20 protein-coding genes are annotated in these 20,115 nt (G+C 58.8%); 11 read left to right on the top strand and 9 right to left on the bottom strand.

Annotated elements, in window-relative coordinates; genetic code table 11:
* Nucleotides 1-49: 49 nt before the first annotated feature.
* Nucleotides 50-718 (bottom strand): aminotransferase class IV family protein, encoded by a 669-nt coding sequence (locus QEZ52_RS08440; RefSeq protein WP_406649423.1) that lies wholly within the window; start codon nt 716-718, stop codon nt 50-52.
* A complete protein-coding gene (locus tag QEZ52_RS08435) occupies nt 661-1,794 on the bottom strand; it encodes an aminodeoxychorismate synthase component I (RefSeq protein WP_406649422.1) in 1,134 nt (377 codons plus the stop codon). Before QEZ52_RS08435 ends, QEZ52_RS08440 begins: the two co-directional genes overlap by 58 nt.
* A gap of 187 nt (nt 1,795-1,981) precedes the next feature.
* On the opposite strand from QEZ52_RS08435, the gene carB reads away from it, so the two are divergent.
* On the top strand, nt 1,982-5,329 hold the full coding sequence (gene carB, locus QEZ52_RS08430; RefSeq protein ID WP_406649420.1) for a carbamoyl-phosphate synthase large subunit: 3,348 nt from the start codon (nt 1,982-1,984) through the stop codon (nt 5,327-5,329).
* Nucleotides 5,330-5,619: 290 nt separating this feature from the next.
* Here carB and QEZ52_RS08425 read toward each other — a convergent pair whose 3' ends face one another.
* Nucleotides 5,620-6,081 carry a hypothetical protein gene (locus tag QEZ52_RS08425; protein ID WP_406649419.1) on the bottom strand — a complete coding sequence of 154 codons (462 nt, stop codon included), beginning with the start codon at nt 6,079-6,081 and terminating at the stop codon, nt 5,620-5,622.
* A gap of 424 nt (nt 6,082-6,505) precedes the next feature.
* Between QEZ52_RS08425 and QEZ52_RS08420 the strand changes: the two genes are divergently transcribed.
* Entirely contained in the window at nt 6,506-7,096 is a 591-nt protein-coding gene (locus tag QEZ52_RS08420; protein WP_406649418.1) for a thymidine kinase, read from the top strand.
* A 65-nt stretch (nt 7,097-7,161) separates the two neighbouring features.
* Here QEZ52_RS08420 and QEZ52_RS08415 read toward each other — a convergent pair whose 3' ends face one another.
* The 5 genes from QEZ52_RS08415 to QEZ52_RS08395 all read right to left on the bottom strand — a co-directional run bounded on the left by QEZ52_RS08415 (nt 7,162) and on the right by QEZ52_RS08395 (nt 10,767).
* Complete coding sequence (locus QEZ52_RS08415; RefSeq protein ID WP_406649417.1) at nt 7,162-8,118, bottom strand: 2-hydroxyacid dehydrogenase; 957 nt, start codon at nt 8,116-8,118, stop codon at nt 7,162-7,164.
* A gap of 2 nt (nt 8,119-8,120) precedes the next feature.
* Nucleotides 8,121-8,459 carry a tRNA-binding protein gene (locus tag QEZ52_RS08410; protein WP_406649416.1) on the bottom strand — a complete coding sequence of 113 codons (339 nt, stop codon included), beginning with the start codon at nt 8,457-8,459 and terminating at the stop codon, nt 8,121-8,123.
* Nucleotides 8,452-9,267 (bottom strand): pyrroline-5-carboxylate reductase, encoded by an 816-nt coding sequence (gene proC, locus QEZ52_RS08405; protein WP_406649415.1) that lies wholly within the window; start codon nt 9,265-9,267, stop codon nt 8,452-8,454. Before proC ends, QEZ52_RS08410 begins: the two co-directional genes overlap by 8 nt.
* Before the next feature lie 127 nt (nt 9,268-9,394).
* Nucleotides 9,395-9,895 (bottom strand): YbjN domain-containing protein, encoded by a 501-nt coding sequence (locus QEZ52_RS08400; protein ID WP_406649414.1) that lies wholly within the window; start codon nt 9,893-9,895, stop codon nt 9,395-9,397.
* 623 nt (nt 9,896-10,518) lie between these two features.
* Nucleotides 10,519-10,767, bottom strand: coding sequence for an accessory factor UbiK family protein (locus QEZ52_RS08395; protein WP_406649413.1), 249 nt, complete (start codon nt 10,765-10,767; stop codon nt 10,519-10,521).
* A 95-nt stretch (nt 10,768-10,862) separates the two neighbouring features.
* Between QEZ52_RS08395 and lgt the strand changes: the two genes are divergently transcribed.
* The 5 genes from lgt to QEZ52_RS08370 all read left to right on the top strand — a co-directional run bounded on the left by lgt (nt 10,863) and on the right by QEZ52_RS08370 (nt 15,144).
* On the top strand, nt 10,863-11,759 hold the full coding sequence (gene lgt, locus QEZ52_RS08390; RefSeq protein ID WP_406649412.1) for a prolipoprotein diacylglyceryl transferase: 897 nt from the start codon (nt 10,863-10,865) through the stop codon (nt 11,757-11,759).
* The gene (locus QEZ52_RS08385; RefSeq protein ID WP_406649409.1) at nt 11,756-12,823 is read left to right on the top strand and encodes a class I SAM-dependent methyltransferase; all 1,068 of its coding nucleotides are present in this window, start codon (nt 11,756-11,758) and stop codon (nt 12,821-12,823) included. Before lgt ends, QEZ52_RS08385 begins: the two co-directional genes overlap by 4 nt.
* On the top strand, nt 12,820-13,575 hold the full coding sequence (pgeF, locus tag QEZ52_RS08380) for a peptidoglycan editing factor PgeF (protein WP_406649406.1): 756 nt from the start codon (nt 12,820-12,822) through the stop codon (nt 13,573-13,575). Before QEZ52_RS08385 ends, pgeF begins: the two co-directional genes overlap by 4 nt.
* Before the next feature lie 295 nt (nt 13,576-13,870).
* Nucleotides 13,871-14,023, top strand: a complete 153-nt coding sequence (locus QEZ52_RS08375; protein ID WP_406649404.1) for a hypothetical protein — start codon at nt 13,871-13,873, stop codon at nt 14,021-14,023.
* Nucleotides 14,024-14,361: 338 nt separating this feature from the next.
* Entirely contained in the window at nt 14,362-15,144 is a 783-nt protein-coding gene (locus QEZ52_RS08370) for a Hint domain-containing protein (protein ID WP_406649400.1), read from the top strand.
* Nucleotides 15,145-15,399: 255 nt separating this feature from the next.
* On the opposite strand, the gene QEZ52_RS08365 is transcribed toward QEZ52_RS08370, so the two are convergent.
* Entirely contained in the window at nt 15,400-15,900 is a 501-nt protein-coding gene (locus QEZ52_RS08365; RefSeq protein ID WP_406649398.1) for an Lrp/AsnC family transcriptional regulator, read from the bottom strand.
* A 242-nt stretch (nt 15,901-16,142) separates the two neighbouring features.
* Between QEZ52_RS08365 and trxB the strand changes: the two genes are divergently transcribed.
* The 4 genes from trxB to QEZ52_RS08345 all read left to right on the top strand — a co-directional run bounded on the left by trxB (nt 16,143) and on the right by QEZ52_RS08345 (nt 19,872).
* Nucleotides 16,143-17,084: an NAD(P)/FAD-dependent oxidoreductase gene (trxB, locus tag QEZ52_RS08360; RefSeq protein WP_406649395.1), complete on the top strand. Its 942-nt coding sequence runs from the start codon at nt 16,143-16,145 to the stop codon at nt 17,082-17,084.
* A gap of 5 nt (nt 17,085-17,089) precedes the next feature.
* Entirely contained in the window at nt 17,090-17,425 is a 336-nt protein-coding gene (locus QEZ52_RS08355; RefSeq protein ID WP_406649393.1) for a hypothetical protein, read from the top strand.
* An 8-nt stretch (nt 17,426-17,433) separates the two neighbouring features.
* A complete protein-coding gene (locus QEZ52_RS08350; protein WP_406649392.1) occupies nt 17,434-17,934 on the top strand; it encodes an RES family NAD+ phosphorylase in 501 nt (166 codons plus the stop codon).
* Nucleotides 17,935-18,153: 219 nt separating this feature from the next.
* Nucleotides 18,154-19,872 (top strand): bifunctional sulfate adenylyltransferase/adenylylsulfate kinase, encoded by a 1,719-nt coding sequence (locus QEZ52_RS08345; RefSeq protein ID WP_406649389.1) that lies wholly within the window; start codon nt 18,154-18,156, stop codon nt 19,870-19,872.
* Nucleotides 19,873-20,115: the final 243 nt, after the last annotated feature.

The raw sequence follows: 20,115 nt of genomic DNA, 5'->3' as shown, positions 1-20,115 counted from the left end.
CATTCACCCCCGGGATATTTCCGGCCAGATGAAGGACGGATCCGTGCAATCAGCCAAGACCGCCCGCAAAGCGGGCCGGGATCAGGCCACGCAGCGAGTTTCCAACTGCGATGGATCGAGCTGTGCGCAAATCGTCCAGCGTGACCACCTGCTCCCGAAAGTCGCCGGAGTCCAACAAGGTTTCGCGCAGGATTCCCGGCAACACGCCGCAGGCCAGCGGCGGCGTCACCCGATCTTCATTCGCCAGCGTCAAAAAGATATTGGTAATGGTGCCTTCGCAGACCTCTTCGTTTTCATTGACAAAGATCGCCTCGCCCACGCCCGCAGGCAGATTGGCGCGGGTGGACTCATACAACGCCCGGCGCGTGGTTTTGTGCCGCAGCCACGGGTCGCACGATTGGAGCCGCGTTTCGGCAACGACCAGACACCAGTCTTCTGGTGTCTTGCCCAGCGCGGCAGTGGTCAGGTCCGTATGTCCCTGCCCATCCAGCGTCAGCCGACAGCGTAGCGCGTGCACGCCGCCGACAGTGTCCAGGACCTCTCGGACAGCATCGCCATCAAACGCAAGCCCCAAAGCCAGCGCCGACCGCTGCAGTCGCGCCAAATGGCGGTCCAGATGCCGGAACCCTATGCCATTCGGGTGCCAGCCCAGAGTTTCTATCAGGCGGAAATCCGGGTCTGAGGCAAAGTCGGGGTTTTGGCGAAACGGGTTTTCCATAAAGCTTCCTCGTATTCGGACGGTGCCGTGCTGTCCCAGACAACGCCACCGCCGACATTCAGCGTGACCTGCCCGTCCTCGACCATCAGTGTCCGGATCGCCACGTTGAATTCGGCGCTTCCATCCGGGGACGCCCAGCCGATCGTTCCGCAGTAGATATCGCGGGCCCAGGGTTCCAGGTCGTTCAGGATCTCCATGGCCCGGATCTTTGGCGCGCCCGTGATTGACCCACAGGGATAGAGCGCGCGCAGGATGTCGCCCAACCCGGCCCCTGCGCGCAATTGTGCCTGCACCAGCGATACCATCTGATGCACGGTGGCGTAGCTTTCGACGCTGAACAGTTCAGGTACTCTGACCGATCCGGTTTCGGTCACTCGGCTGATATCATTGCGCAGCAGGTCCACGATCATCAGGTTCTCGGCGCGGTTCTTTTCATCTGTCCTGAGAAAGTCGCGACGACGCGCGTCTTCGACCGGATCGGGGCTGCGGGGTTGTGTCCCCTTCATTGGGCGTGTTTCGATCATGCCGTCGGCCGTCGTGCGAAAGAACAGTTCGGGGCTGCGCGACAACAGATCGGGCAAGCCATCCTGCAACACCATGGCACCATGTCCAACCGGTTGCAGATCACAAAGGGCGGCATACAACGCTGATGCGTCGCCAAAGATTTCGGTTTCGATCGGGAACGTCAGATTGGCCTGATAAATGTCACCAGCGCCAATACCTGCGTTCACGACATCAAAAGCCTGGGTATACCGGGCCTGATCCCACCGCGGGCGCAAAGCCCCCAGAGCCGCTTCGCCTGTCCCCATGGGGCTGACACCTGGCGCGCCATAAACCCCGAAACACAACAACGGCAAGCGGCGTTGCCGTGGCAACCGATTCACCAGCCGGGGCTCCAAAACATAGCCAAGTTCGTAACTGGCATATCCCGCCAGCCACGCACCTTGGGACCGGGCGCGATCCATTGCGTCCAGCGCAGCGGGCACATCGCCCGCCGTATCCGCCCGGATCACCTGATCCGGTTGTTCAAAACACGTCCCCGGCCCGGCCGGTCCCTGGTCGAAACGAATATGCATCTGGCATCCCCATTTGCCGCTGGGCTTTGGTATAGTGTCTCTGACCGCATTCGGAAGGGGGGAAAGCGGCAAATTCACTTCCATTTCCGATCCCCCTTGCACCTTTCCGCGCGGTGCCTATAACGCAGGACAATTTGGGCGCACGGGCGGCGCCTGCTGACTCGCGCAAAATCGAAGGAATCTGGCCATGCCAAAGAGAACCGACATCCAATCGATCATGATCATTGGGGCGGGTCCCATCGTAATCGGGCAAGCTTGCGAATTCGACTACTCTGGCGCACAGGCGTGCAAGGCGCTGCGCGAAGAGGGATACCGGGTGATCCTGGTGAACTCGAACCCCGCAACGATCATGACCGACCCCGGTCTGGCCGATGCCACTTATATCGAACCCATCACCCCGGAGGTGGTCGCCAAGATCATCGAAAAGGAACGCCCCGACGCGCTGTTGCCGACCATGGGCGGACAGACCGGGCTGAACACCTCGCTGGCGCTCGAAGAGATGGGGGTGCTGGAAAAATTCGGCGTCGAAATGATCGGTGCCACCCGCGATGCCATTGAAATGGCCGAAGATCGTAAACTCTTTCGCGAAGCGATGGACCGGCTGGGCATCGAAAACCCCAAGGCCACAATCGTCACCGCCCCCAAGAAACCCGACGGCAGCGCCGATCTGGATGCCGGGGTGCAACTCGCACTGGAGGATCTCGAAGAGATTGGCCTGCCCGCCATCATCCGGCCTGCGTTTACCATGGGCGGCACCGGTGGTGGCGTGGCCTATAACCGCGAAGATTACATCCACTTCTGCCGCACCGGAATGGACGCCTCTCCGGTGAACCAGATCCTGGTGGATGAAAGCCTGCTGGGCTGGAAGGAATACGAGATGGAAGTGGTCCGCGACAAGGCGGACAACGCGATCATCGTCTGTTCCATCGAAAACGTCGACCCCATGGGTGTACACACCGGTGATTCGATCACCGTGGCCCCGGCCCTGACGCTGACCGACAAGGAATATCAGATCATGCGCAACGGCTCGATCGCCGTTCTGCGTGAAATCGGGGTGGAAACCGGCGGATCGAACGTTCAATGGTCGATCAACCCCGAAGATGGCCGCATGGTCGTGATCGAAATGAACCCGCGGGTGTCGCGCTCTTCTGCCCTGGCGTCCAAGGCGACCGGCTTTCCGATTGCCAAAATCGCCGCAAAACTGGCCGTCGGCTATACGCTGGACGAGCTGGACAATGACATCACCAAGGTCACCCCGGCCTCGTTCGAGCCGACCATCGACTATGTCGTGACCAAGATCCCAAAATTCGCATTCGAGAAATTCCCGGGGTCCGAACCCTATCTGACGACCGCAATGAAATCGGTGGGTGAAACCATGGCCATTGGCCGGACCATTCACGAATCGTTGCAAAAGGCGTTGGCGTCGATGGAGTCGGGTCTGACCGGTTTTGATGAAGTCGACATCCCCGGCGCACCTGACAAGGCCGCGGTGATCAAGGCGATCAGCCAGACCACCCCGGACCGGATGCGCACCATTGCCCAAGCGATGCGCCACGGACTGAGCAACGACGAAATCTTTGCCGTCACGAAATTCGACCCCTGGTTCCTGGCCCGGATCCGCGAAATCATCGAGACCGAAGAAGACGTGCGTTCCAACGGCTTGCCGACGGATGCAGCGACTGTGCGCACGTTGAAAATGATGGGCTTTACCGATGCCCGTCTGGCCAAGTTGACCGATCAGAGCGAAAAATCAGTGCGCAAGGCACGTCGCACCCTGGGTGTGAACGCGGTGTTCAAACGTATCGACACCTGCGCCGCCGAATTCGAAGCCCAGACCCCTTATATGTATTCCACCTACGAGGCCCCGATGATGGGCGAAGTGGAATGCGAAGCCCGCCCCAGCGACCGAAACAAAGTTGTCATTCTGGGTGGTGGTCCGAACCGGATCGGTCAGGGGATCGAGTTTGATTACTGCTGCTGTCACGCCTGTTACGCGCTGACGGACGCGGGCTATGAAACCATCATGATCAACTGCAACCCCGAAACCGTGTCGACCGACTATGACACCTCGGACCGGTTGTATTTCGAACCGCTGACCTTTGAACATGTGATGGAAATCCTGTCCACCGAACTGGAAAACGGCACCCTGCATGGCGTCATTGTTCAATTCGGCGGTCAGACCCCGCTGAAGCTGGCCAATGCGTTGGAGGCCGAAGGTATTCCGATCCTGGGCACCACCCCGGACGCCATCGACCTGGCAGAAGACCGCGAACGTTTCCAGGCGCTGGTCAATGATCTGGGCCTGAAACAGCCGCACAACGGTATTGCCTCGACCGACGCGCAAGCAATCGAAATCGCAGAAGAAATCGGCTTCCCGCTGGTGATCCGCCCGTCTTATGTTCTGGGGGGGCGCGCCATGGAAATCGTGCGCGACATGGCCCAGCTGGAACGCTATATCGCCGAGGCGGTTGTGGTGTCAGGCGACAGCCCCGTGCTGTTGGACAGCTATCTGGCCGGCGCAGTCGAGCTGGACGTGGATGCCATCTGTGACGGCACCGACGTGCATGTTGCAGGCATCATGCAGCACATCGAAGAGGCCGGCGTGCATTCGGGCGACAGCGCCTGCTCGCTGCCCCCCTATTCGCTGGACAAGGATGTGATCGAAGAGATCAAGGTTCAGACCCACGCATTGGCGCGTGCGCTGAATGTTGTCGGCCTGATGAACATCCAATTCGCAATCAAACCGGATGAGAATGGCAATAACGAAATCTTCCTGATCGAAGTAAACCCACGTGCTTCGCGCACCGTGCCCTTTGTTGCCAAAGCCACCGACAGCGCAATCGCGTCGATTGCCGCGCGTGTGATGGCCGGTGAAAAACTGTCGGCCTTCCCGATGCGCCCGCCTTATGAGGCCGACGCCGGTTATGACGTGGACACGCCGATGGCGGATCCCATGACCCTGGCCGACCCGGACATGCCCTGGTTCTCGGTCAAGGAAGCGGTGTTGCCCTTTGCCCGGTTCCCCGGTGTCGACACCATTTTGGGCCCGGAAATGCGCTCGACCGGCGAAGTCATGGGGTGGGATCGCTCCTTTGCCCGCGCCTTTCTCAAGGCGCAGATGGGGGCCGGGATGGTCTTGCCGTCTTCGGGCTGTGCCTTTGTGTCGATCAAGGATGCCGACAAGGGCAAGCTGATGGTCGAAGCGGCACAGACGCTGGTCGAACAGGGCTTTACCCTCGTCGCCACCCGCGGCACACAAGGGTGGCTGGCCGAACAAGGTGTTGCCTGTGACGTGGTCAACAAGGTCTACGAGGGGCGCCCCAACATTGTCGACATGTTGAAAGATGGAGCCGTTCAATTGGTGATGAACACCACCGAAGGTGCCCAGGCGGTCGAAGACAGCAAGGCGATCCGCTCGATCGCGTTGTATGACAAAATCCCCTATTTCACCACCGCAGCGGGCAGCAATGCAGCAGCTTTGGCGATCAAGGCTCAGGCCGAAGGCGAAGTCGAAGTAAAGAGCCTGCAAGGGTAACTTTGCATCCTCAGTGATCAATCCAACGAAAAACCCGGCCGTTGTGGCCGGGTTTTTTGTGTGCAGTGTGATGGGCAGAGCGGTCTGTGAGACCGTTGGATTATGTCGGTGTGTTCCGGGTCGATGCCCTCTTTGGCCAAATTGCCGTCTCATCTCGATCAGCCTAGCGACCACCCGGAACAAGCCCTCAGATCCCGACACAGATCAGACCTGCGCAATGGTCACGAGCAAAGGAACTGCTGCGCGTACGCACCAGCCGCATTCAGAACGCCAAAGGGAGTGAAATCAACTCAGGCGCTTTCTTCTTCGAGATGCAGCTTCATGTCGATCAGAACCTGCTGAAGCAGCGATGTTTCCCGCAACAGGCGCTTTGCTTCGTTGACAGTAATGATCCCATCCTCGATCGCCTGCTGGTATTCGCTCATCAGCATGGCAAATCTCTGGCTCAGCGCGATCACATCCGAATTGACGCCCCCTGCGGCCTTGGGGGTGTTCGGCTTGCGATCATCATAAGACAGGCGAATGTTCTTCAGTTCGGCCAATGCACTGGTAACATGCGGGTACGAAGCCGATTTCTCAAGCTTGGCCACCGCATCAACCGGCATGAACCGATCTGCATGTTCGGCATTGTCCGAATAATACCTGCCCAATGTGGCTTTGGACTTGCCAGTAATCTGGCAGGCTGCCTCGATTCCCACGTCCTTGACCAATGCCTCGGTGTGTTTCTTCAAATACGACCCAATATCGGCCATTCATGCATCCCTGGTTCTGGTTCCGCGCTCCCCCCAGCCAAGATAGCAGGGGAATGGCCCGGTTATTTTCCCATTTCTACCACACACGGCAAATGTCACAATTCAAATATCCCGTGGGTAATCAAGGGATTTAAAGAGTTCTCTGGTGGTTTGTCCACCGTAGCATGAGTTTGGGGCCGGTACATAGTATTGTATGTGTCCGGCCCCATGGTCGCATTGGCGACCAAAGTCAGCTGTCGGCCTGCCCGTCTTCCATCCATCCCCAGGGCCGTTCCGTCCCGGATACAAGACGCAGCGCCGACAGCGGTTGACCTGCGGCAGATCGCACTTTTCGACATCAAAACCACGCCAAAAGTCCGATTTTTTTGCAGATGATTGCCCGATTGAGGTTCCAACATCCGGGCAGGATCTTTAGACCGCAGACATGGCCAAGCTCTACTTTAATTATTCGACAATGAACGCCGGCAAATCCACGGTTTTGCTCCAGGCATCCCACAACTATCGCGAAAACGGCATGCAGACCTATCTGTTGACGGCGCAGATTGATGATCGCGCCGGAGTCGGCCGGATCGCGTCCCGCATCGGCATCGGGTCCGAAGCAGATCTGTTTACGCCCCAGGATGATCTGTTTGCCATGATCCAGGGCCGCATGTCACAGGGGGCCGTTGCCTGTGTCTTTGTCGATGAGGCCCAGTTTCTGAAACCGGATCAGGTCTGGCAACTGGCACGCGTGGTGGATGATTTGAATGTGCCGGTCTTGTGCTATGGGCTGCGCGTGGATTTCCGGGGTGAACTGTTTCCGGGATCAGCGACCCTTTTGGCTCTGGCCGACGAAATGCGCGAAGTCCGCACAATTTGCCATTGCGGTCGAAAAGCCACCATGGTGATCCGCCAGGACGAAACAGGCCGTGCGATCACCCAAGGGGAACAGGTGCAGATTGGTGGCAATGAAACCTATGTCTCGCTGTGTCGTCGTCACTGGCGCGCTGCAATAGCGGACGGCTCACAGATTTGACCAAAAGTGGCCAACGCAGTTGCAACCGCGTTGGCCAAGCCTCTTGAAAGAGGCTTTGGTACGGATCACCCAACCGGATTGGGAAGCTCCAGATCCGCCAGAAATGCGGCAACGTTGTCCAACGCCATATGCCCCATATCGCTGCGCACTTCTTCGGTGGCAGTGCCCAGATGCGGCAACAAGGTCACGTTTTCCCGATCCATCAGAGCCTGAGGCACTTTGGGTTCGAATTCATAGACATCCAGCCCTGCCCCGGCAATCGAGCCCGTTTCAAGCGCAGCGATCAAAGCTGATTCTTCGACCACTTCGCCACGTGCGATGTTGATCAGATGGCCGGTCGGCTTCATCGCGGCCAAGATTTGCGCATTGATCAGATGCGTGGTGTCCGCCCCACCGGGCACAGCCACGACCAGAAAATCGACCGCCCCCGCCAAAGCCGCCAGATCCTCAGCCCGCGTCGCCGGGAAATCCAGCGTCTTGGGGGATCGTGCGACATACTGGACGTCCATGCCGAAACCAAAATGACAACGCCGTGCAATGGCCTGACCGATCCGGCCCATGCCGACGATCCCGACGGTCTTGCCAGTCGCATGCAAGCCCAGCATCTGCGTTGGATGCCATCCTTCCCAGGTTCCGGCCCGCACCAGGCGTTCACCTTCGCCTGCGCGCCGCGCGGACATCAGGATCAGCGTCATGGCAATATCTGCCGTGGCATCGGTCACGGCCCCGGGGGTATTGGTCACCTGCACGCCAGCAGCATGCGCTGCGGCAACATCTATGTGATTATACCCGACCCCGAAATTGGCCAGCAGCTTGCAGCGCGGCTGAGCCACTTTGGCAAAGATTTCGGCTGTGAATCGGTCGCCCAGCGTTGGCACCACGACATCAAATTCGCTCAGTGCCCGCACCATCTCTGCTTCGCTCATCACTGCGTTGGTTTCACGGATTTCAAGATCCGCAAACGCTTCGCGCGCGCGGGCCTCGACCGAGGCCGTCATCGGCCGCGCAATCCAGACTTTCATAATTAGTGCATCCTCCCACCCCGTGGTACCGCTCCATCCGGCCCCACGAGGACTATGTCTCCATTTTCATCCGGCAGGCCAAGCACGAGTATCTCGGACATGAACTTGCCTATCTGCCGCGGAGGAAAGTTTACGACCGCCAGAACCTGCTTGCCCACCAGCGTTTCCGGCATGTAATGCGCCGTTATCTGCGCTGAGCTCTTTTTTACGCCGATTTCCGGCCCAAAATCGACCCAAAGCTTGATTGCTGGCTTGCGCGCCTCTGGATAGGGCTCGGCCCGGATGATTTCACCCACCCGAATGTCGACCTTCAGGAACTCGTCAAAACTCAGATCAGCCACGCGACAGCTCCTTGGATCGGTTTGTTGCGGCACCAACAGCCCGGTTCAATAGAACAGGAAAACCGTCCGCTTCATTCATCAGCACCTCCAGCGCCGCCTGGGTCGTGCCGTTCGGACTGGTCACATTGACACGCAGCTGCGACGGCGTTTCCTCTGCCGCTTCGGCCAACGCCCCTGCCCCGCCCACGGTTGCCTTGGCCAGCGTCATCGCCAAATCGGCTGACAACCCCTGGGCCTCGCCTGCGGCGGCAAGGGTTTCGATCAGGTGAAACACATAGGCCGGTCCCGAACCGCTGACCCCTGTGACAGCATCCATCTGCGCCTCATCCTCCAGACGCACAGTCTGGCCGACGGCCTGCAACAGCCCCTCGGCCATATCCAGATCTGCATCGGTGGATTGGGCATTGCCGATCAACGCGGTGATTCCCCGTCCAATCGCCGCCGGTGTGTTGGGCATGGCGCGAATGATCGGTGTGGCCGCGCCCAGGATCTCTTCATAGGTGGCAATCGAAGTGCCCGCCGCCACCGACACGAACAAGGTTGACCCGCCGCCCAACGCCTGCATTGCGGGCAGTGCATCGCCCATCATCTGCGGTTTGACAGCCACCAGCACAATCGCCGGATTGCCGGGCAGATCGGTGTTGATGTTCACACCCTGCGCCTGCACCCAGTCCGACGGGTAAGGATCCTGAACCCAGACCGATCCAGTCGGCAGACCTTGGTCGAGCCAGCCAGCCAACATGGCCGACCCCATCTTGCCACAGCCCAGAAGCACAAGCCCCCGGTCCGCAATAACCGACATATCCATGAATTGCCCCTTCCCTAGACCGTCACGCAAAACCCCGAAACGGTGGCCTGTCGGCCGACCGTCACGGGGCAAGGTGACAAATGTCGGAAGCACGTCCCATCGACGCCCCCCGGTTCAGGGCATAGGTTTACGCGCGGCCATAGGCCTCTGCAATGGCGACTTCGAGCGCCTGTTTCGGGGTGCGATCCCCCCAGACCAGCAACTGAATCGCCGGGTAATACCGTTCTGCGCTCAGCACGGCGGCATTGATCAATGTGTCGATCTGATCAGGGCTGGCCATCTGACCGCCCGCCAACACCAATCCATAACGATAGACCATCAGCTTTTGCTCACCCCAATAGGTGAACGCCCCGGCCCAGCATTGGTCATTCATAAGGTTCAACAGCTCGTACAACCCGGTTAATTTGTCCTCGGGCGGATCCATTTCAAACGTGCACACCATGCGCAGGGTCTCGTCATAGGCGGACCACGCAAGAGTGATCGAATAGGTTCGCCATTGTCCTTCGACCGCCATTGCAATCTGATCATCACCGATCCGGTCGAAATCCCAATCATGGTGTTCGGCCAGATGTTCAACAATATCGATGGGGTGAAGGTCTTCTTCCAGAAACTGCTCGGAAAGGGCCATTTTTGCACCTCACTGCTTTTCTAGCGGGCCGGGGCGGCAGCGCCCCCAGCGCTAGATGCCTGCTCTACAAACCGGGGCGATCCCCCGTGCCTGTACCAGATATGGTGCGATTACAGGAACAATCTGGCAACCCCCTATTTTGGGGATAACTGCAATAAGTTGTGGACAGAGTGCTCAGAACCCCAAAATGCTGGGGGCAACTTGGTCATACAGGGAAATTTCCGTAAATGGAAGCCCGCCGCCCCCTTTGGCACATTTGAAGACAAGGCGGCCAATTGTGCAAACCCACCGACGTTTAAGTGACCTGGCACGCGGTTCGGGGTGCGCCCCAGGGCCGGCCTGAGGCAAGCAGACAACAGGAGCCCTCCAAGCAGATTGGCCGAGCCCACCCCAGATCCCGAAGCCCCCAGTACCAAGGGCCAAGTACCAAGGCCTCTTGTCGGGCGAAAACACATCCGCGAACGTCGCTGTCCCAGTCCCCGGTCCATAGGCATGGAAATGGCTTGTCTGCCTTCGGCCCAGGCGCTTTGGATTGGCGGTACGGATGGCACCATGGCGGCGCACGCCAATGATGAACCGCGGCCTGTGCCGCAGTTCATTGTCTTGCAGGATTACAGGACTATTCAGCCGTTGATCTTGTCTTCCACCGCGGCAAGGCGGGTTTTCAACGCCTCGTTTTCTTCGCGGGCCTTTTGCGCCATGGCGCGCACGGCGTCGAATTCTTCGCGGGTGACAAAATCGCGGTCAGCCAACCAGCGGTCCATCAGGCTTTTCATCGCGGTTTCGGCTTCGTCCTTGGCACCCTGGGCCACGCCCATGGCGTTGGTCATCAGCTGCGACATGTCATCCATGAATTTGTTGCGGGTTTGCATGTTCGATCTCCGTTTCAGGCTTGCTCACTATATGGTGTGTCCGGACGCCATGGGCAAGGTTGACTTCCCCCTTTTGCCACGGGCATTCAGGGCCCATGCAAGCCGTCATCACTTTTCCCGACCTATCACCCGAATTGTTCTCCATCACTGCCTTTGGGATGGAGTTTGCGCTGCGCTGGTATGCGCTGGCCTATATCGTGGGCATTGTCATTGCCTGGCGTCTGGCAGTCATGGCCACGCGGCGCCCGGGGCTGTGGCCAAATGACACCGCCCCGATGAAACCCGAACAGATCGAGGATCTTCTGACCTGGATCATCATCGGCGTCATTGTCGGTGGTCGATTGGGATTCGTGCTGTTTTATCAACCCGGCTATTACCTGGCCAATCCGGGGCAAATTCTGCAGGTCTGGCAGGGCGGCATGGCCTTTCACGGCGGGTTGCTGGGTGTGGTCCTGGCCAGTTGGTTTTACGCCATTCGTCACGATATTCCCCGGCTCAGCCTTGCCGACCTGGTGGCCTACACGGTGCCACCGGGATTGCTGTTGGGGCGGCTGGCGAATTTCGTCAATGCAGAACTGTGGGGCCGCCCGACGGATGTGCCCTGGGCCGTGGTGTTCCCCGGGGTCGCCGCACAGGATTGCCCCGATGTCCTGACGCTATGCGCCCGCCACCCGTCTCAGCTGTATGAAGCCTTGCTGGAAGGGGTACTGTTGGGCGCGGTGCTGCTCTGGTTGGTTTATCGGCGCGAGGCCTTGAAACGGCCCGGGATGGTCGTCGGGGTTTTTCTCGCCGGATATGGCGCGGCCCGCTTTGTGGTCGAGTTCTTTCGCCAACCGGATGCGCATTTCGTCTCTGAGGGCAATCCGCTGGGGCTGGCCTGGCAACTGGGCGGTTATGGGCTGACCATGGGCCAAGTGCTGTCGCTGCCGATGATTGCGCTTGGGCTGTTCTTTGTGCTGCGCGCACGTATCGCGCGAAAGGTCACGCCATGACCCTGAAACAGATATTGATCGACCGCATTCATCAAACCGGCCCGCTCACCGTCGCCGATTATATGACTGAATGTCTGCTTCACCCAACATATGGCTATTATTCAACCCGCGACCCGTTGGGACAAACCGGCGACTTTACCACCGCACCGGAAATCAGCCAGATGTTCGGAGAGTTGATCGGGCTGTCCCTGGCACAAAGCTGGTTGGATCAGGGATCGCCTACTCCCTTTACCCTGGCAGAACTCGGCCCTGGGCGCGGAACCTTGATGGCGGACCTGTTGCGGGCAACCCGAGCCGTCCCAGGGTTTCACGACGCGGCCCGAATCTGCCTGATCGAAGCATCACCGGTTTTGCGCAGCGCCCAGAAACAAACGTTAAAGGGATATGAGCCTGACTGGATGGCCGAGGTGGATACGCTTGCCGATCAGCCGCTGTTTCTGGTCGCCAACGAATTCTTTGATGCGCTGCCCGTGCGCCAATACCTGCGCGACGGCGATGGATGGCGCGAAAAGCAGGTCGGATTGCAAGACGGGACGTTGGCCTTTGGTCTGGGACCACATGGGGCGCAACCTGGATTGCAGCACCGGATGGATGACACACGGGATGGCGATCTGGTCGAACTCTGCGACGCGGCCCGTCTGATCGCCACCCGAATCGCGCATCAGATCGCGACCTTTGGGGGCGCAGCTTTGGTCATTGACTATGGGGATTGGCGCTCTCTTGGTGATACATTGCAGGCGTTGCGCGGACATGCGCCGACGGATGTCCTGGCAGATCCGGGACAGGCCGATCTGACCACTCATGTGGATTTCGAAGCGCTGACGGCGTCAATCCAGTCGGCGGGTGCGAAATTTTCGCGCCTCACCCCCCAAGGTGTGTTCCTGGAACGCCTCGGGATCACCGATCGCGCCCGCGCGTTGGCTGCGCGGTTACAGGGGCCAGCGCTCGAAGATCTGATCGCCGCACATCGACGGTTGACGCATCCCGAAGAAATGGGAAACCTGTTCAAAGTGCTGGGGCTCTTCCCCGCCCAGAAAACACCTCCACCCGGATTGGACCCATGACGCTGGAAATTCTCACCTCAGATACCCTGTCCCCGATCCGACACGGGTTTTTCACCCGTCGCGGTGGTGCGTCCTCCGGTGTGTTTTCCGGGTTGAACTGCGGCAGCGGATCATCTGACCAAACCGAAGCGGTCGCGCTGAACCGCGCCCGGGTCGCGGACGCCATGCAGATTGCCCCACACGCGTTGGTCGGTGTGCATCAGGTGCATTCTGCCGATGTCGTGACGGTCTCGGCCCCGCTGGACAGCAAACCCAAGGCCGACGCGCTGGTCACGGATGTCCCCGGATTGGCGTTGTCGATCCTGACTGCCGATTGCCAGCCGGTTCTGTTTGCCGATGCCGAAGCCGGGGTGATTGGAGCCGCGCATGCCGGGTGGCGTGGTGCATTGGATGGGGTGCTTGAATCAACCATCGAGGCCATGTGTGCATTGGGTGCGCGGCGCGAAGACATACAGGCCGTGATCGGCCCGGCAATTTCGCAACGCGCCTATGAAGTCGGTCCGGAATTTCTGGATGAATTCCTGTCCAATGATCCGGACAATTCCCGTTTCTTTGCCAATGGCGAAGGCGACCGGATGATGTTCGATCTGCCCGCCTATGGGGTGTTTCGGTTGCGCGAGGCAGGTGTCGGGTCCGCCGAGTGGACGCGTCATTGTACCTATAGCGACCCGGACAGGTTCTATTCCTATCGCCGGTGTACCCACGCAGGAGAAGCGGATTACGGTCGCCTGATCTCGGCCATCTGCCTGTAAGTTGACGCCCGTTGGTAACGGACTGATCAGGATTGTGGCAAAAGCTGCACGGAATTTGCCACAATCAAGCAACCCTAGCGGGTTATTGCATCATCGAACTTGCCCCATTCGATGCCACTCTCTCCAAAAAACAATCACTTAGAACAAAGTCACCTTTGAAATTGGTGTTATCTGGGCCGCGCGGTTTTTGTCGCAAATTCCACCAATCGGACATAACCGGGCCGCAATCCGCCACCATAAAGATCTCAATCGAGACACAGCAATCAAACTGGGACAACCCAGGCAGGAGAGCGACATGAAGGCACGTACCCGCTTTATCAAATCCGTCATCAAGACCGCCCGCGACACTGAAACCACGGCCATGCCCTGGACACGTGGCGTCGCGCGGTCGCAATCGGTTTTGCGTCGTCAGGCCGCTCCAGAACAGGGTGCGCGTAAAACCGCTTGATCCGTTCCCTCCTTGAAGGTGTGGCTGCCGCACATCTTCAGGACCCCCGCGCCGAATGCTGCCCGCTGTCGGCCGGGACTGCCGGTCCGCCCTGCCTATAGGTAGGGCGGATCGAGCCCCCCCAAAAAAACCGGCAGATTGATCGCGCATAAGAAACAGTTTTGGGAAATCACCAGAACCATTAACCAAAACCTTTGTAAATCCGTGCTGAATTTTGACAGTTCCTGTTAATTCCTGTCATTATGGATCCAGTACAGACAGTGACACGTAATCATGTCCGTCTGACGTTGTCGGTGGGGGCCGACGCAGATGCGACCCGTTTAAGAGAGGGCCTATCCATGGCGATCCCCCACTCGTTGACGCGCGCAGCGCGCAATGCGGTGCAACATAGTCCTATCCTTCAGGATCCGGCTGCTCTGCGTGCACCCAATCGGCCACAGCTGCGCCGTTATGAGACAATGTCCCTGTTGCCCAATGGGGATATTGCAGAGAACCGCCACATTGCCCCTGCTCTGCCGCTGTTTGAGACCGCATTTTCGGCCTTTACGCGCGGATCTTTGATCGACACCGAATCCGGTCCCATTTCTATCGAAGACCTGTTGCCTGGTGACCGGGTCATGACACAGGACGGCACGGCCGACACAATCATGTGGATTGGCAAGACAACCTTGGTGCCCGGACGTCCGGGACCCAATGGGCGCAATCACAAACTGACACGAATCATGGCGGACAGTTTTGGTATGCAAAAGCCTTTGGGTTGCGTTATTGCAGGTCCATCAGCCCGTTTACTTCGCACGCCCGGGCATCTACGCAGCCTAACCGGGGCTAAATCGATGCTGGTGCCTGTACAGGAATTCCAGGACGGGATGAACATCATCGAAACCGCCCCCCCCACACCGGTCGAATTGTTCCACCTCTGCCTCCAGCGTCATGCTGTCATTCGGGTTGGTGGTTTGCAATTTGAGACCTATCACCCAGGCATCAACGGCCTGCGTATGATCAGTCATGCAATGCGGTCGATCTATCTCAACTTGTTTTCCCACATCAGTGAACTGCGTGATTTTGGCCCGCAGGCCTTTCCCCGCACCGGGGATGGCGAAATCGACGCGCTCAGAGCCTAGACTGAGCCGCCCGCCGAGTTTTTGGACACACGCAGTCAGAAACCGCCTTCTTGGGCCATGGCGGCTTTACCCTCCCAGCCCCGAATACAGCGCGCCGAACCTATTTTTCACAAATTCACATAGGGCTCCCGCCCCATTTGCCCGCATCCCAGATGCCGGCAAATACGTTGGGCAGAGCAGCGCCATGGGCGCTGCGACGGCGTTTGCAAACGCCCAGTTGCGCCAGCTCTCGACACCAGCCGCAGAAATCGAAGATCAGGCTTCCTTGGCCAATCTCTCCTCGAGCACCTCGAATGGCACTCCGGGGTCATCTTTGGCACCGCGGATCACGAGAGATGTCTTGACGCTGGCCACGTTGGGCGTGGTCAACAGATCCCCCGTCAGAAAGGTCTGAAACGTGCTGAGATCAGGCGCCACGCATTTCAGCATAAAATCCACTTCACCGTTCAGCATGTGGCATTCGCGAACCAACGGCCAGCCGCGGCATTTCTCTTCAAAGGCGCTGAGTTCGCTTTGGGCCTGGCTGTCCAGCCCGACCATGGCAAAAACCTGAACTTCAAATCCCAGTTCGCGCGCGTTTACATCCGCGTGATAACCACGGATCAGCCCGGCCTCTTCGAGCGTTCGGACCCGACGCAAACACGGAGGCGCCGAAATGCCCACACGTTTGGCCAGTTCTACATTGGTCATCCGGCCATCAGCCTGCAATTCCGACAGGATCTTGCGATCAATCGGATCAAGTCGTGTTGCGACCATGAATAGCTCCCCTGAATTGCGTTTCTTATAGCAGCGCCCGCGGGGCGCGCAATAATATTTCGCGACAGCGCAATAATCTTTCCGGAGATGCGTCGCAAGGTCAAAACTGCAGTGTTACCGGTATCTGGAAAAATTTTGCGGTTCGATCGTCGCGCCCAATGGGGGTTTAAGCCACGTTCGTGCATCGCTATATGAACGCGACCGGCAATCCAACCGCCGCACTGCTGATTTGGGGAAAGTTCATGAGCGAGACACGCCACACCAAGGTTCTTATCATCGGGTCGGGGCCTGCGGGCTATACGGCGGGCGTCTATGCGTCGCGGGCCATGCTGGAGCCTATTCTGGTTCAGGGAATCGAACCGGGTGGCCAGTTGACCACCACGACAGACGTGGAAAACTATCCCGGCTTTACCGAGGTTCAGGGCCCGGACCTGATGATCAAGATGCAGGATCATGCCCAAGCCATGGGATGTGAAATCATCGGCGACATCATCACGGATCTGGATCTGTCCAAACGTCCGTTCACCGCAACCGGTGACAGTGGCACGATCTATACGGCCGATGCCGTGATTCTGGCCACCGGGGCACGTGCCAAATGGCTGGGCCTGCCGTCAGAAGAAAAGTTCAAAGGCTTTGGCGTCTCGGCCTGTGCCACCTGTGACGGGTTCTTTTACCGTGGTCAGGAGATTGTCGTGATCGGTGGCGGCAACACGGCAGTCGAAGAAGCCCTGTTCCTCACCAATTTTGCCTCCAAGGTCACGCTGATCCATCGCCGGGACGAACTGCGCGCGGAAAAGATCCTGCAGGACCGGCTGATGAAAAACGACAAGATCGTGCCCTTGTGGTTCCACCAACTGGACGAAGTGGTAGGCACCGATGCACCGTTGGGTGTCGAAGGGGTCAAGGTCAAAAACGTCCAGACCGGCGAGATCACAGAAATCCCCTGCAAGGGTGTCTTTGTTGCCATCGGCCATTCCCCGGCCAACGAACTGGTCAAGGACACGCTCGAGATGCACAATGGCGGCTATGTCAGCGTCAATCCGGGATCAACCGAAACCTCGGTTCCCGGCGTGTTCGCCGCAGGCGACCTGACCGATCACAAATACCGTCAGGCCGTTACCAGTGCTGGCATGGGCTGTATGGCCGCGCTGGATGCCGAACGTTTCCTGGCGGAACAGGAGTAAACGACATGACCCACGATTTTGCAGCACAAAAGGCCGAAACCGTGGCGTTCTACACTGACTTGCAGGCTGAAAATGACCTGCCCGACGTGGCGGATGTGGATTACTTTCTCATCCCGACGTCGGATGATGCCGATTGGCGCGCGCTGGCCGATCAGCTCAGCCGCGACGGATATGACTGTCAATACGACGATGGCACGGGCTCGGACGGCGGGCCCTGCCTGATGGCCACCCTGCCCGACCAGATCATTTCCGCCGGGGCCATCTGGATCGGCGAAGAAGTGGCCACGCGCGCAGCGCTGGACCACGGCTTTGCACCCGACGGCTGGGGCATGGAAAGCTGAACACCGATATGCGCCAACACGCTTTTACGGGCGTGGTCTGGCGCATTCTGTTCACTGCACGCAACGACGCCCCGCTTGCCCCGGTTTTGGCCCCAGAGGGGCGGTTTCATCATTCCGGCCAACCGGCTATGTATGCATCGCTGAGCGCCGAAGGGGCCGGTGTTGCCATTCGTCGTTATGTGTCACCCTGCGATCCTGATCGCAGTTTGCTGCGCTTATCTGTCCAGGCCACCGCCCTCATAGATCTGCGGGAGTTACCGGTTCCTGCTGTCGCTTCGCAGGTCTGGCAGGACGTCCGTGCAACCGGATCCCCCGCGCCTACCTGGGCGATTTCGGATTGGGCGCGGCGCCTGGGCGCGCAGGGAATGTTGTATCCATCACGCTCTCGTTCGGACCTGACCCATCTTGTTCTGTTTCGCTGGAACGCGGTCAACGCCGCCCAAATCCGCCTGACACAGCCGCCGTGTCCCTGGAGGCCCGGTTCCGATCCCACCCGCGACCCTGCGTGACTTTGGCCTTGAAATCGACCGCACGTGCGCAAGTCTGGAATTCCACAGGCCCTCGGTTTTGGGGGAATTTAGTGCGTTTCAGCGCCGTAACTGCGCCAAAACCTCCCGTTTGTCCAATTTTGGCACTGTGGGCACTATACAGTACGCCAGCAGGGGGATATGTCCCCGGCGAACGGGCTAATTTGGCCCTGCCGTCACCGCACAAGCGAGAGATTTGAAATGACGATGCCCAGCAATTTGGCTCCGATCCCGGAGCTTTATGTTTCCTACGACAGTGCCCAGAAATTGAAGGTTGAAGCTTCCGATCTGGTGAGCCACGATCTGACACCCCGCCAAATCTGTGACCTGGAGCTGCTGATGAACGGCGGGTTCAACCCGCTGAAGGGTTTCCTGTCCGAAGCAGATTATGACGGCGTTGTCGAAAACATGCGGATGACAGACGGCACCCTGTGGCCGATGCCGATCACATTGGATGTGTCCGAAGATTTCGCGGCCCAGCTGGACGTGGGCCAAGACATTGCCCTGCGCGATCAGGAAGGCGTCATTCTCGCCACCATGACCGTGACCGACCGCTGGGAACCAAACAAGGCACGCGAAGCCGAAAAGGTGTTTGGTGCCGATGACGATGCCCATCCAGCCGTGAATTACCTGCACAACCAGGCTGGCAAGATCTATCTGGGTGGTCCGATTACCGGTATCCAACAGCCCGTACACTATGATTTCCGCGGCAGCCGTGACACACCGAACGAACTGCGCGCCTATTTCCGCAAAGTCGGCTGGCGTCGCGTTGTGGCCTTCCAGACCCGCAACCCGCTGCACCGCGCGCACCAGGAACTGACCTTCCGCGCAGCCAAGGAAGCCCAGGCCAACCTGCTGATTCATCCGGTTGTCGGCCTGACCAAACCGGGCGATGTGGACCATTTCACCCGCGTGCGCTGCTATGAAGCCGTTTTGGACAAATACCCAGCCGCCACCACCAACATGAGCCTGCTGAACCTGGCCATGCGGATGGCGGGTCCGCGCGAAGCCGTCTGGCATGGCCTGATCCGCGCCAACCACGGCTGTACCCATTTCATCGTTGGTCGAGACCACGCCGGCCCGGGCAAGAACAGCCAGGGCGAAGATTTCTATGGCCCCTATGATGCACAGGAACTGTTCCGCGAGCATCAGGACGAAATGGGCATCGAAATGGTCGATTTCAAACACATGGTTTATGTGCAGGAACGCGCCCAGTACGAACCCAATGACGAGATCGAAGATCGTGACAATGTCACTATCCTGAACATCTCGGGCACCGAATTGCGCCGCCGCCTGTCCGAAGGTCTGGAAATCCCGGAATGGTTCTCCTTCCCCGAGGTCGTCAAGGAATTGCGCCGCACCAAACCGCCGCGGTCCCAGCAGGGCTTTACCGTCTTTTTCACCGGCTTCTCGGGCTCCGGAAAATCCACCATCGCCAATGCCTTGATGGTCAAGCTGATGGAAATGGGCGGACGTCCCGTGACCCTTCTGGATGGCGACATTGTGCGTAAGAACCTGTCGAGCGAGCTGGGTTTCTCGAAAGAGCACCGCGACCTGAACATCCGTCGCATCGGCTATGTGGCATCGGAAATCACCAAGAACGGCGGTATCGCCATCTGTGCGCCAATCGCGCCTTATGCCACCACCCGTCGTGCGGTACGCGAAGACATCGAAGACTTTGGTGCCTTTGTCGAAGTCCATGTCGCGACGTCGATCGAAGAATGCGAACGCCGTGACCGCAAGGGTCTGTACAAGCTGGCCCGCGAAGGCAAGATCAAGGAATTCACCGGGATCTCGGATCCCTATGACGTTCCAGCTGATCCGGAATTGCGTGTGGAAACCGAAGGCACAGAAGTCGATAACTGCGCCCACCAGGTTCTGTTGAAACTGGAAAGCATGGGTCTGATCGGCATCCAGTAATACCTGATGCCCAGATTGCCAAAGGCCTCCGCTTCAGGGGGCCTTTTTTGTGTCCAGGAGGGGCCAACCAAATCAGTTGGCGCAGTCGGGGGAACAGGGCACGAGCCCCTTGGGAGATGCCGCCCCTGTCCTGGCCTTGCACCGCCTTGGGTTCCCCCCGGCACAGCCAAGCGCGAGATGACATCTCGCCCACAGCAGTGCCCCCTTTGGATCAGCAGGGTAGCGATACGCCCCGGATACAGT

This window comes from Aliisedimentitalea scapharcae (assembly GCF_045277565.1).
In the GTDB taxonomy this organism is placed as follows: Bacteria; Pseudomonadota; Alphaproteobacteria; order Rhodobacterales; family Rhodobacteraceae; genus Aliisedimentitalea; species Aliisedimentitalea scapharcae.
Note: the sequence above shows the minus strand (reverse complement) of the source record. Positions and strands in the feature narration are given on the sequence as shown.